Origin of the sequence: Wolbachia endosymbiont of Ctenocephalides felis wCfeT (assembly GCF_012277295.1) — a bacterium.
GTDB lineage: Bacteria > Pseudomonadota > Alphaproteobacteria > Rickettsiales > Anaplasmataceae > Wolbachia.
The window spans coordinates 85552-97866 of record NZ_CP051156.1 but is presented as its reverse complement, the minus strand read 5'-3'; the positions used below and the strand labels follow the sequence as shown (position 1 = coordinate 97866).

11 protein-coding genes and 1 pseudogene are annotated in these 12315 nt (G+C 34.5%); 8 read left to right on the top strand and 4 right to left on the bottom strand.

What is annotated here, in order from left to right; all coding sequences use genetic code 11:
- Positions 1–26 precede the first annotated feature (26 nt).
- Entirely contained in the window at positions 27–1430 is a 1404-nt protein-coding gene (locus tag HF197_RS00475) for an NAD(P)H-dependent flavin oxidoreductase (protein ID WP_168463851.1), read from the top strand.
- A gap of 295 nt (positions 1431–1725) precedes the next feature.
- Here the strand turns inward: HF197_RS00475 and HF197_RS00470 are convergent, their stop codons facing one another.
- The 3 genes from HF197_RS00470 to mraY form a co-directional block, all read right to left on the bottom strand.
- A complete protein-coding gene (locus HF197_RS00470) occupies positions 1726–2844 on the bottom strand; it encodes a SurA N-terminal domain-containing protein (protein ID WP_168463850.1) in 1119 nt (372 codons plus the stop codon).
- A gap of 85 nt (positions 2845–2929) precedes the next feature.
- Positions 2930–3550: a ribonuclease HII gene (locus tag HF197_RS00465; RefSeq protein ID WP_168463849.1), complete on the bottom strand. Its 621-nt coding sequence runs from the start codon at positions 3548–3550 to the stop codon at positions 2930–2932.
- Between the two features lie 6 nt (positions 3551–3556).
- On the bottom strand, positions 3557–4522 hold the full coding sequence (gene mraY, locus HF197_RS00460; RefSeq protein WP_168463848.1) for a phospho-N-acetylmuramoyl-pentapeptide-transferase: 966 nt from the start codon (positions 4520–4522) through the stop codon (positions 3557–3559).
- A gap of 172 nt (positions 4523–4694) precedes the next feature.
- Between mraY and HF197_RS00455 the strand changes: the two genes are divergently transcribed.
- The 3 genes and pseudogenes from HF197_RS00455 to tnpC all read left to right on the top strand — a co-directional run bounded on the left by HF197_RS00455 (position 4695) and on the right by tnpC (position 7540).
- A complete protein-coding gene (locus HF197_RS00455) occupies positions 4695–5567 on the top strand; it encodes a hypothetical protein (protein ID WP_168463847.1) in 873 nt (290 codons plus the stop codon).
- Between the two features lie 177 nt (positions 5568–5744).
- Positions 5745–6128 carry a hypothetical protein gene (locus HF197_RS00450; protein ID WP_168463846.1) on the top strand — a complete coding sequence of 128 codons (384 nt, stop codon included), beginning with the start codon at positions 5745–5747 and terminating at the stop codon, positions 6126–6128.
- A 51-nt stretch (positions 6129–6179) separates the two neighbouring features.
- A pseudogene (gene tnpC, locus HF197_RS00445) lies at positions 6180–7540 on the top strand (IS66 family transposase).
- A 220-nt stretch (positions 7541–7760) separates the two neighbouring features.
- On the opposite strand, the gene HF197_RS00440 reads toward tnpC, so the two are convergent.
- The gene (locus tag HF197_RS00440) at positions 7761–8150 is read right to left on the bottom strand and encodes a glutaredoxin domain-containing protein (protein WP_168463845.1); all 390 of its coding nucleotides are present in this window, start codon (positions 8148–8150) and stop codon (positions 7761–7763) included.
- 69 nt (positions 8151–8219) lie between these two features.
- Between HF197_RS00440 and ribF the strand changes: the two genes are divergently transcribed.
- From ribF to HF197_RS00420, 4 genes are read left to right on the top strand one after another with little or no spacing between them, the layout of a single operon-like run.
- Entirely contained in the window at positions 8220–9164 is a 945-nt protein-coding gene (gene ribF, locus HF197_RS00435; protein WP_168463844.1) for a riboflavin biosynthesis protein RibF, read from the top strand.
- Positions 9161–9637: a signal peptidase II gene (gene lspA / locus HF197_RS00430; RefSeq protein WP_168463843.1), complete on the top strand. Its 477-nt coding sequence runs from the start codon at positions 9161–9163 to the stop codon at positions 9635–9637. The genes ribF and lspA overlap by 4 nt, the downstream gene beginning before the upstream one ends.
- The gene (locus HF197_RS00425) at positions 9627–10973 is read left to right on the top strand and encodes a M16 family metallopeptidase (protein WP_168463842.1); all 1347 of its coding nucleotides are present in this window, start codon (positions 9627–9629) and stop codon (positions 10971–10973) included. Before lspA ends, HF197_RS00425 begins: the two co-directional genes overlap by 11 nt.
- The gene (locus tag HF197_RS00420; RefSeq protein WP_168463841.1) at positions 10960–12273 is read left to right on the top strand and encodes a M16 family metallopeptidase; all 1314 of its coding nucleotides are present in this window, start codon (positions 10960–10962) and stop codon (positions 12271–12273) included. The genes HF197_RS00425 and HF197_RS00420 overlap by 14 nt, the downstream gene beginning before the upstream one ends.
- The last annotated feature ends 42 nt before the right edge of the window (positions 12274–12315 follow it).

Below are 12315 nucleotides of genomic sequence, written 5' to 3'. Positions count from 1 at the left end.
ATAGATTAAAAGATTGCGGAGAAGTTTTGAAAGATAAAATAAAAAAAATAGTAATTTCTGGCAAGGAAGTATGGCCGATTATTGAAGGCGGTAAAGGAATTGCAATTAGCGATGGGGGATCAAGTGGAGCATTTGCTGCAGAAGATGCTGTTGGCACATTTTCTGGTGCAAATCCCAAGCTCATTGACAATAATGGTGAGTTGGTACCACTAATTTACAACGGCAGAACGAGGAATGAAAAGCACGAAGAGTTGATAGAATATAGTATCAAGGCTGGGATTATTCAGGCAAGAATAGCTGAAGAAATATCAAAAGGTCGAGGAAGGATACACATGAATGTGCTCTGGGAGATGGGAGCTGCAGAACGCGTACTTCACGGTATATTAGAAGGTGCAAAAGGCTTGATTCACGGTATTACTTGCGGTGCTGGTATGCCATATAGGCTTGGAGAAATTGCAGCTAAATATCAAGTTTACTATTACCCTATTATTTCATCAATGCGTGCTTTTAAAGCATTGTGGAAACGTGCATATCAAAAAGTATCTTCTTACTTGCTTGGTGGAGTAGTGTATGAGGATCCATGGCTCGCTGGTGGTCACAACGGCCTTAGTAATGGCGAAGATCCAGAGCTACCGCAAGCTCCATTTGAAAGAGTTGTCGAGCTGAGATCATTTATGAATGAGATCGGACTTTCAGAAACACCAATAGTAATGGCAGGAGGAGTGTGGCACTTAAAAGACTGGGAGTACTGGTTCGATAACCCACAAATTGGACCAATAGCTTTTCAATTTGGTACGCGTCCGCTTTTAACAAAAGAAAGTCCAATTTCTGCAGAATGGAAAAAGAAGCTATTAACTCTACAAGAAGGTGATATATTCTTAAATAAATTCAGCCCAACCGGTTTTTATTCATCTGCAGTTAGAAACGATTTCATACGCGAGTTACAAGAACGAAACTACCGCCAAGTTGAGTTTTCAGAAAGTGCAAGTGACAAATTTAATAGTGAACTTGCAATTGGTGCAAGAGGTAGGAAAATTTACCTATCTCCCAAAAACAAAGAGCAAGTAACAAAATGGATTGAAGATGGATATACAGAAGGAATGAAAACTCCAGATTCAACTATAATATTTGTCACACCAAATAGATTTACACAAATCAGAGAAGATCAGGTTGATTGTATGGGTTGTTTAAGTCATTGCCGGTTTAGCAATTGGAAAGATCACGGTGATCACACAACTGGAGGAAAGCCAGATCCACGTAGTTTCTGTATACAAAAGACGCTGCAAAATATCGTACATGATGGTGACATTGAAAACGAGCTCATGTTTTCCGGGCACAATGCATATAAGTTCAAGCAGGATCCATTTTATAACAACGGCTACATACCAACAGTCAAAGAATTGGTAGAAAGGATGTTAACCGGATATTGATTAAAATCAGTATATCTAAAAAACCCTTAGCAATAACTACGGTAGAGGCTTAAAGTAATTTCTTAAGTTCTTTATTAGTATTGCTGCTATATAAAAGCGTATACCACTATTAATAAAAGAATTTGCCGCATAAGCTTTTCTATTATTACTGATATTTTTTAATTTATTTAACATATTTTTACCCAAATTAGTATAATTGTACATAACTATAGTAAAAAATTCATTAATAAACCTAATGAAAATCTACTATTAGTATATCATATTAATAATGTTATGTCTACTATTTTGTGCATAATCAACTATATCGATAGCTGATAGCCGCATTTCTACGCATGCTATCCAATAATATATTGCTTTGAACCATAATTTTTTGCTGATATATTTGCTGTTTAATTGCCTCTATATTTGTTTTATTACTTTTTATATCGCACAGCATCATTAATCTTGCAGTGCTATTCTCTCTGAACTCTACTACTTCATCTACACTTGCTTTACCAAGCAAAATCTGCAACTCAGGATTTAAATCCCGCATCTTTACTTCAAACTCTTTTGCATTTGGCAGCTTAAAATTATCAACCAATTTATCAAAATTTGAACAATTCACTTTTTGTTCTTTTATATTATTTAATAAATCTTCTGAATTTTTTATCACAATCTGCTTTATTTTTAAAGTACTCTCCAGTAACTCATAATCAAGCCGCACTTTACTGAGTACCTTTACAACAGAATTACCTTTATTAAAACTAGTAACTTCACTTGCCCCTAATTTTTCCAAGATATTTCTGAGTTCACCTTTTGATTTGCTCAAACTGACCGTCGTCTTACGTGCGTTTACTGCAAGATCCGCACTACGTAATTTTTTTACTAAATCTTCAGCTACATTATAAACATTTCCATTTTCATGGTAAGGAATTGTAAACTCTTGAAACGTGACAAGATAATCAGATCGTCCTTTCACATCATCTGCCTCCCTATCGCTTACACTGATAAATGGGATAATCCTTGCTTCAATAATTTTTCCCCACAAAAGTTGGCACTTTATTTGTTTTTTTAAAAGACCAAGATCTATATTGTGCTTTTTTACGTATTTATCAACTTCATCCTCTTTGAGTTTGAAGTTTTGAGTTAAGAACAGCACTGTAGCACTTTCAAGTTCTTCGCTACTTAACGTTACATTCAATCTTTGCGCTTCGCTGGCAATAATAATTTCATCTATTAGTTGTCTTAAAGTTTGTGACCTAACTTCTTTTTCATCAACATTCTTAGTACCAAACAATGCACTTACCAAATTAACGCGCCTTTCAATATCCAAATTTGAGATCGATTCACCGTTTATATCCGCAATAATTTCAACTCCAGTTGAGAATAGCCTAAGTGGTAACATCATTAATATTAAGAATAGTATTTTACGCATAAATCATTCAATCAGTAATAAATTCTATATAAAATATTAGATAAACACCAGCACTATCACCGATAGTGTATCATTCCAGTGTCAGCTACTCAGATGACAACATTTTACAGGAATGATAACTTAAATTACTTATAGGTGCAAAATTTTTCCTGTGATGATCTGTGATACCATGGAGCCTTATTGCGCTTATATGCTCCTTTGTCCCATATCCCTTGTTTTTATACCAATTGTATTTAGGATACTGACCATGCAACTCTTCCATTAACTTATCTCTAGTAACTTTCGCAATTATTGAAGCTGCAGCGATTGATATACTCAAATTATCACCATTTACTACAGTCTTCACTTGCCATTTCACTTCAGGTGGCTGACTACCATCAACTAAGACATAATCAAGTTCCAGGTTCAAATTCGCCAATGCGCGCTTCATCGAAAGTTTTGTGGCTTGCAGAATATTATGTGAATTTATTTCCTCTACACTCGCCATTCCTACACCAAACTTTGCAACCGATATGATTTCTTCGTACAAAATTTCTCTACGTTTAGGAGTCAATTTTTTTGAGTCATTAATTCCACCAATAACTATATTTCTATCTAGAAATACTACAGCCGCAGATATCACAGGGCCAGCAAGTGGCCCCCTGCCCGCTTCATCCACTCCTGCTATAATCCCTGATAACGTATTTTCTAACGCAAAGTCTTGCATAAGTTTCTATAATAAAAAAGTTATAGTAAGAACTGCACAGATAATAGAAACTATCCAAAATTTTGCAACTATCATATTTTCCGACCACCCTTTCTTCTCAAAGTGATGATGAATTGGCGTCATGAGAAAAACTCTTCTTCCGTCTCCATACTTAAATTTTGTATATTTAAAATATGACACCTGAATAATTACAGATAAGGTTTCTACTACAAAAATTGTTCCAATAAAGGCAAAAAGCACCTCTCTTTTTATTAGCACGCTGATTAATCCCAACGCTGCACCGATTGACAAACTACCAACATCTCCCATAAATATCCTTGCCGGATTTCTGTTAAACCATAAGAAGCTTAAAATTGCTCCTATGAACGCAACACAGAATAAAATAATATTCATATCTGCTTGAGTTATGTATGCAATCAACCCTAAAGCAGCAAAAGAAGTTATCGCTTGAGTTGCAGCAAGACCATCTAGTCCATCAGTTAGATTCACAGCGTTAGCAGAGCCTACAATAACAAATGCCACAAACGGTACGTATAAATAGCCAAGATCGATCATCACCTCTCTGAGCAGGTTTGTAGAGCTTTCTGCAGAACACATCTGAATGCTAATCAGAGTAACAATAAATTGAACAAGTATTTTTGTTTTTGCACTTAAACCATGGTAATTGTTTGCCTTTAGCTTTAAATAATCATCAACAAATCCAAGCAAAGCGAAAAAGAAAGTTATAAAAATTAGCAGTAAAATCTCCGGTGTTAATTGAACCCAAAGCAAAATTGGCAGTAATGCAGAAATTAATACTAATATTCCACCCATAGTTGGAGTATTTTTCTTTGTAATCAAATGGCTTTCTGGTCCATATGACCTAATTGGTTGCCCATCTTTATTGATTCTTCTTAAGAGCTTTATAAAGTAAGGAAAAAAAGTGAGTCCACAAATAAACGAAGTGAAAAATATTTTTGCGATTAAGATCATCTACCTCTTTAAAATCTGCCATTATATCAATTTTTATAGCTTGGCAGTGACTTTTTTATAGCTTAGCAGGATACTATAATTAATATTTTTATCCTTATAGTAAAATAATTGTTGATAGGCCTTAACTTTATGTAATAATTAAGTTAATCTATTATTAATATAAGGAGTAAATATGGTAAAAATAACAGAAGCACCTTCAGATAATCAGCCACACAATGCAACACCTGACGCACCTTCAGGTGATCAAAAAAGAGGAGTTTTTAGAAGATTGTTGGATAGGGTGAGAGCTTGGTTTAATAGAAGGTACCAAGAGGAAGAATCTACAATTGATGAGACTGGGTCAAGAACATCTGACGCATCTTTAGATGATCAAGAAAAAGGATTTTTTGGAAGATTGTGGGATAATGTGAAAACTTGGTTTAATAAAATGCGTTCAAAAAAAGACTATCAAGCTGTACCAACCGAAGACCCTTCAGCTGCTGATAATCAGCCAGAAAAAGGGTTCAAAAAGTTGTTTAATGGTTTAAAAAATCGGTTGTTTGGAAAATCTTCAATTGCTAATGGTAAGTTACCAAATGGAACACATGAAGCACCTCAAGCTGTTGGTGGTCAGCCAATAACAAATGGAGCACCTATAAGCGCAAATAACGTTAACCCTCAAACCAGACAATTTGAAAGTAACCCACAAGATATACAGGACGTAGTATCAGATATAATGAATGAAGTGGAAACAGTGGTTGATGGTAAGTCACAAAGTGGAGTACCTGTAGCACCTGCTAATGGTCCGTTACCAAATGTAACACCTGGAGCTCAAACTGTTTTTACAACAACAGCAACAGTACACGACGCACCTACAGCTTCTGGTGGTCAGTCACAAAATGCATCTAAAAATCCTTTTGATGATAATATAAAGAAAGATGATGGTAATGAGAAAACACTATCAGCTTCGACAAAAGTTGATAATCTAGAAACAGAGCATCATATTACTAAAAATGCAAAGGATAGAGGTGATGATACAAGGAATTGCCAAGAGCCAACGCTGTAGTAATCAACTTTAAAAAAGTAGCACACTTCATAAGTGCTGCTTTTTTCTTTAGAATCCATCTTGGAAGTATTTAAGTAATAATATTAATATTTTTACTTTTATGGCAATATAATTATTGATAAATCTTAATTTTATGTCATAATTAAGTTAATATATTGTTAATATAAGGAGTAAATTATGAACAATCCAGATCAAAATGTAGACCAAAACGTAGAACAAAATGCAAAACCAAAAGGGTTTTGGAATACGTGGCTAGGTAAAATTTTAAGTTTTATTGGTAAATACACAGGAATTTCATCTGGTTGGAATAGCCTGAAAAAGTGGTGGTCTAAAAATAAGAGCTCTAGTCAAAGCACTGATACTCAGCCAGGAAATGTAACATCTGGAGCAGTTCAAGATTTTGCAGAATCTATGGCTAATACAATAATCACTCAAGCTGTTAATGGTCAGTCACCAAATGCAACACATGAAGAACCTCAAATTCAAAAGCATGATAATACAGTACCAGAAAAAAACGGTGGTAAAATTTTTGAGTATCCATTCAGCCGGGCGGTAAAATAAAGAGTAGACAAGGAATGCTAAAAAGGTAAACTAGAGTGGCTATGAGGTAATATGGTTGATCTTTTAGAATTTTGCGAAAGTTTAAGCAGACTATAGAAAAGTTAGAAACAAAAATAGAAGAGCTTAAAGCAGAAAATAAAGCGCTAAGGATCGAAAACGCTGAGTTAAAAGAAAGGCTTGGCTTAAGTTCAAAAAATTCATCTATACCAAGCTCCAAAGAATTATATAAGATGAGGGAAAATAAGCCAAAAAGTGACAGGAAAGTAGGAGCACAGGTTGGACATAAAGGCAGTTACCGCCCTAAAATGGAGGCAGATGAGATGGTAAAAATAGAACTGCCCAATACGTGTGAGTGCGGAGGAGAAATTGCGGTATCAAAAGATCCGTATACTCATCAAAAGGTCGATTTGCCGGAAATCAAGCCGTATGTAGTTGAATATTAACTAGAGCATGGACGTTGCAAAAGATGTGGAAAAAGAAAAAGTAGCAAGCTACAAGAAGGAGTAACTGCGGACACATTTGGTCCAAGAGTTAAGTCAGTAATTACAGCATTAAGTGGATTTTACAAGAATTCGAAAAAAGAAGTGGCAAATATTATAAAGGACATTTTCAACCTGGATATCAGCGTCGGTAGTGTATCAAATAGCGAGGCTAGAGTGGCAGAAAAATGCCAAGAAGCATATGAGCAAATTGAGGAAGAGGTAAGCAAGAGCAAAATTTTACATATCGATGAAACTAGCCATTACAACAAAGGTAAACAGGGCTGGTGCTGGATGTTTGCGAGCAAAATAGGGAGTGTGATCAAATTGACAGAGTCAAGAGGGATGAAAGTCCTGGAAAATAGTAAATTTGGAAAGAATAACAACCTAGTAGTGACCGACAGATATGCAGCTTACAACTACTTTTCCAGCAAGAAAAGGCAGGTCTGTTGGGCACATTTAGCAAGAGATTTTGAAAGGTTGTCTCATAGTTGGAATAGCGAAGTGAAAGTTTTGGGGTATTATTTAAGGAATGTTGCTACTGAATTATTTGCATTGAAAAAAGCTCTGTTAAAGGATGAAATAGACACATTAAGGTTCATAAGAAGAGCAAGAAAATTACGCAAGCGAACAAGATATTACTTAAAGAATATATCAAATTTACCCGAGGCAATTGGAGCGTCTCGAGTAGCAAAAAATATCATGAAATCGGATCTGATGATGTGGAAATTTTTGGACGATCCAGAAAATATTCCACTGACAAACAACTATGCTGAGCGACAGATTCGGCATTACGTTGTTTACCGAAAAGTTTCATATTTTACACAATCGAAACGGGGAAATATGTTTCTTGAGAGGATAATTTCATTGTACTTGACTTGGAGGCAAAAGAAGTTAAATCCTTTTCAAAACCTACTGGCTATTGCTTCTTAAGCCATACACCTGAATGGATACAAGATTTTAATAAAATTTTCTAAGTCTTGTCCGCTAACCAACTTAATACTAATCAAGTTCTGGTCAACAATTGAAATGTCTTTTATCATTTTTTCCTCATCTAAAAAATTTACTAATTAAATTGTATTTTTAATTCATTAAAAATTATTTAAAACGAGTATGCTGATTTCGCGTGTTGCGCGATAAAGCAAGATAACGATTATATTAGATCATCATGATAGGGGGCACACTCCTCCTGAAATTCATTGCTTGCATCAAGCACATGGTCGCTGTTATCATTTAATATACTAACCAACCCCCAGTATTTTAACATGCCATCCAGCTTTCCGTCATTGTTAAGCTCTTGCAACGCATCATTCCCTTTGATGTGATAAATATATTTTCCTTTTTCGTCAGCAATAAAAATTTGTGGTACTGTTTTGACGTTATACTTTGATTTTATAGACTCAAATGATTCTTTATTTTTTTCTGCACCTGCATCAATTTCTTCATATTTCACACCCTTTTTATCCAGCAGTATTTTTGCGTTTCTGCAGTGAGGACAACCTTGCTTTGTGTATATGACAACTTTTTTACTATAGTTTTTCACGATTTATCTCCGTAGTTTATTAAAATACAGTTAGTATATATAGGAGATATATACTAGACGTCAAATTGTATGAAAATTATTTACGATTGCGAGCAAGATGTAAAAGATGATGTTGCACTAACCTTCGGAAACTTCGATGGCGTTCACTTAGGGCATGGATTTGCAATCTCAACTGTAAAGAAGATAGCACAAGAAAGGGGATTGGCTTCTGCAGTTCTGACTTTTGAACCTCATCCGTCAACCATTCTGCTCAGTAGAAAAAATTTTAGATTGGTAGATCAAGAGCAAAAAAAAGAATTGATTAGCAGATATGATATAGATTATTTATATATTATTAGTTTCAATGAAGATTTTTCTCAAATAAGCTGTGAAGATTTTATTAGCAAGATTTTGGTAAGTAGATACAACGCTAAACATATAGTTGTTGGAGAAAATTGTACTTTCGGTCACAAGCGCTTAGGTGACATATTAACATTAGAAAGATACTCTGAAGCGTGCGGATATTCTTTAACTAAATTAAAGCCGTTAATAGCTGATGGAGAAATTTGCTCTTCTTCTGTAATAAGAGAGCATCTACAAAAAGGTGAAATGGGCATTGCTAACAAATTACTCAGCAGGCCTTATCAGGTTTCTGGAATTGTAACCAAAGGTGCCTGCAGAGGTAGAGAATTAGGATTTCCAACTATAAATATCCCTATAGAGGATAGTATGATAAAGCCCAAGTTTGGTACATATTACGCCAAGGTGGTGTTAACTTCCCCATTAGGTAATACAGAACAAAATTGGCTATACGGAGTAGTAAATATCGGCATGAGACCTACATTCAAGGATTTGAAAAAACCTATAGTAGAAATGTATATATTTGATTTTAATGAAGATGTATATAATTATAGAGCTGATATACAACTTTTAAAATTTATGAGATCAGAAAAAAAATTTCATAGTATTAATGAGTTAACAAGTCAGATAAACTACGATATACTGAGCGTTCGCAATTTAAGAATAGATTTATGAAAAAGTTATGCTTGATTATCATATTAATGATAGTGTTAACTGACCAGGCAAGTAAATTGTACATCAATTCTTTAATTGATGAGGGAGAATCAATTGAGGTTTCTAGCTTTATACAGCTGGTTGAAGTTTGGAACTCAGGCATTAGTTTTGGAATGTTTAGCAATTTGCCATATGGAGATCTTTTCTTTTCAGCATTTTCAATACTGATAACAGGTATACTCATATACTCAATATATAAGGCCAACGATAAATTGACCTATTTTGGTTTTTCTTTGATGATTGGTGGGGCAATTGGTAATGTAGTTGATAGAATCTATTGGGGGGCTGTATATGATTTTATATACTTTCACATTAATGATTGGTACTGGCCGGCCTTTAATTTAGCAGATTTATATATAGTTTGCGGAGTGTTTACATTGGTATATAAATGGTATATATATGACATGTTTCTTTCCAAACAAAATGAGGAGTAGTATCGTGTTCTATAGAGTTTTTTTATTATCTGCACTTCTATTTGTTAACCTAATTTCTTTGAAAGCTTCTAGCGCAGAGCCAAATATAAAATATGCTAAATTGAGCAATGGACTGGATGTTTATGTTGTGCAAAACCATAGAATCCCAGCAGTTTTGCATGCAGTAATATATAAGGTTGGAGGGATGGATGACCCAATTGGAAAAGCAGGGTTGGCTCACTATTTTGAACACTTAATGTTTGAAACTACAGGCAAATTCACTGATATAGAAGCCACTATGAGCGGCATTGGAGCTCAATTTAATGCATTTACTACCAAGGAATACACATGTTACTACGAGTTAATTCTCAATAAAGATTTGCCACTTGCAATGGAAGTTGAAGCGGACAGGATGGGTAATTTCAATGTCACTCAGGATAAAATCGATAGAGAAAAAAATATCGTGCTGGAAGAAAGAAAAATGAGGTATGACAATCATCCAGAAAATTTATTATGGGAAGAGATGAATAGTGCATTTTATCGCAATGGTTATGGAAGATCTGTCATTGGCTGGGAAAGCGATATAAAAACTTATAATAAAGATGATATCACAAAATTTCACGATAATTACTATCATCCTGGTAATGCAATATTACTAGTTGTTGGTGATGTGGAATTTAATGAAGTAGTAAAATTAGCAGAGAAAAAATATGGAGAAATTAAGGCTAAGCCTGTAACTCGGCATTATCCGAGTCATGATCAAGTGCATAATGCAGATCTGTCAGTAACATTAAAAAGCACTGAAGTCAAAGAACCGATGTTATACTTTCGCTACCGTGTACCTTTATTTAATGATATGAATGAAATCTCGACTGTTAATTTGGCAGCTGATGTTCTGGGAAGTGGAAAAACCAGTCACCTATACAAGGATTTAGTTTTAGACAAAGATGTGGCAGTGGAAGCGTTTGCCTACTATAGTAGTTTGGCTTTTAGTGATGGTTACGTTGACATTGGAATCATTCCGAAAAGCGGTGTTGCCCTGGATGTTGTGGAGAAGGAATTAGAAAGCTCTATTAATGACTTTATATCTTCAGGTATAACAGATGAGGAATTACAAAACTCAAAGTACAAGTACAAAGTAGCACAGTTCGATAATCTATCTAGTTTATCCAATATAGCATTTTTCTATGGCTCGAAATTAGCACTTGATATTCCTTTTGAGGATATAGATATTTCGTATAGCAAAGTAAATGATATTAACCTAGAAGATGTAAATAGTAAGATTCACGATGTTTTTTCTGCTAATAAATTAATTGGTCGTCTATTACCAAAAGGAGACAGCAATGAGAATAAGTAAAGTTATATTTCTACTCTTTTTCTGCTTAAGTTTTAATGCACATGCGAGTCAAGTGGAAGAAGTTGTTACTAAAAAGGGATTTAAATTTCTTTTTGTTCAAAATGATGATTTACCAAAAGTTTCACTAAATATTTCCTTCAAAGATGCAGGTTATGCCTATGAGAAGCCAGAAAAGCAAGGGCTTGCTTGGTTCACTTCTCTTGCAATTCAAGAAGGGGCGGGAAAAAACAATGCCAAAGATTTTGCAAAAAAGCTTGAAGATAAGGGAATTAGGCTGCATTTCGGCACTGGCCTTGAAACGTTTAGAGTTTCATTGGACACTTTATCTGAAAATTTGGAAGAAGGTATTGCGTTACTCAGTGATGCCATAATGCGCCCTAAAGTTGACTCAGAAGGATTAAATAGAGTTTTAGAAATCGCGAAAGTTAATTTTAATTATCTTGAAGCAAGTCCTTACTTTGTCGCTGGTAAAGAATTAGATACATTGTTGTTCAAAAAACATCCGTACTCAAGAAGTGAATATGGTACTATTGACACTATAATGGGTATTACCAGGGATGATGTTTTAACGTATATAAAGCGCAATTTTACTAAAGATAATATAGTCATTAGTGCTGTCGGTAGCATAAAAAAGGAAGAGATCACCAAACTACTAGATAAGTATCTATCTAAGTTACCATCAAAAAGATCAAAAATTAGGAAAATACCTGTAAAAAATGACTTTAGGCCTGCAGAGAGTAAGAGCATTTTTATGGATATACCACAAAGTGTGATACTTTTTGCTCAAAAGGGTATAGCTTATGATGATCCTAACTATTATAGCGCTAGGGTACTGATCAATGCACTTGGTGGAATGGGGCTAAATTCAATATTAATGAAAGAGCTGAGACAAAATCTGGGTATTACTTATGGTGTTCGAGCAAGCATTGTTAATCATAAACATGGAAATGTTATAGCAGGAAGCGTTAACACTGATAGCACTACAAGTAGTAAATCTATATCAGCAATAAGAGATACATTAAGTAGGGTGCAAAAAGAAGGTATTAGTGAGCAGCTATATAATGATACAAAAACCACTATTGTAAATTCCTATATTCTATCTATGTTTAATAACAACAGCATAGCTGCAAAATTAGATGATATTCAGATAAATGATCGCAATATTAATCACCTGAATGATTTTGTGAATTACATTAATGACGTTAAATTAGAGGAAGTGAACGAGTTAGCGAATTCTTTACTAGAACCAGATAATTTGTTTTTTGTTGAAGTTGGAAGAAATGCTAAAAATCCAGTTTAACTTGTCATTTATAAAGTTTTTGTTGATTAATACGTAGTATTT

What these genes read in the sequence shown, in the direction of transcription:
- HF197_RS00470 (WP_168463850.1), bottom strand. Translation starts at nt 2,844, where the DNA reads ATGCGTAAAATACTATTCTTAATATTAATGATGTTACCACTTAGGCTA.
- HF197_RS00465 (WP_168463849.1), bottom strand. Translation starts at nt 3,550, where the DNA reads ATGCAAGACTTTGCGTTAGAAAATACGTTATCAGGGATTATAGCAGGA.
- mraY (WP_168463848.1), bottom strand. Translation starts at nt 4,522, where the DNA reads ATGATCTTAATCGCAAAAATATTTTTCACTTCGTTTATTTGTGGACTC.
- HF197_RS00455 (WP_168463847.1), top strand. Translation starts at nt 4,695, where the DNA reads ATGGTAAAAATAACAGAAGCACCTTCAGATAATCAGCCACACAATGCA.
- HF197_RS00450 (WP_168463846.1), top strand. Translation starts at nt 5,745, where the DNA reads ATGAACAATCCAGATCAAAATGTAGACCAAAACGTAGAACAAAATGCA.
- ribF (WP_168463844.1), top strand. Translation starts at nt 8,220, where the DNA reads ATGAAAATTATTTACGATTGCGAGCAAGATGTAAAAGATGATGTTGCA.
- lspA (WP_168463843.1), top strand. Translation starts at nt 9,161, where the DNA reads ATGAAAAAGTTATGCTTGATTATCATATTAATGATAGTGTTAACTGAC.
- HF197_RS00425 (WP_168463842.1), top strand. Translation starts at nt 9,627, where the DNA reads ATGAGGAGTAGTATCGTGTTCTATAGAGTTTTTTTATTATCTGCACTT.
- HF197_RS00420 (WP_168463841.1), top strand. Translation starts at nt 10,960, where the DNA reads ATGAGAATAAGTAAAGTTATATTTCTACTCTTTTTCTGCTTAAGTTTT.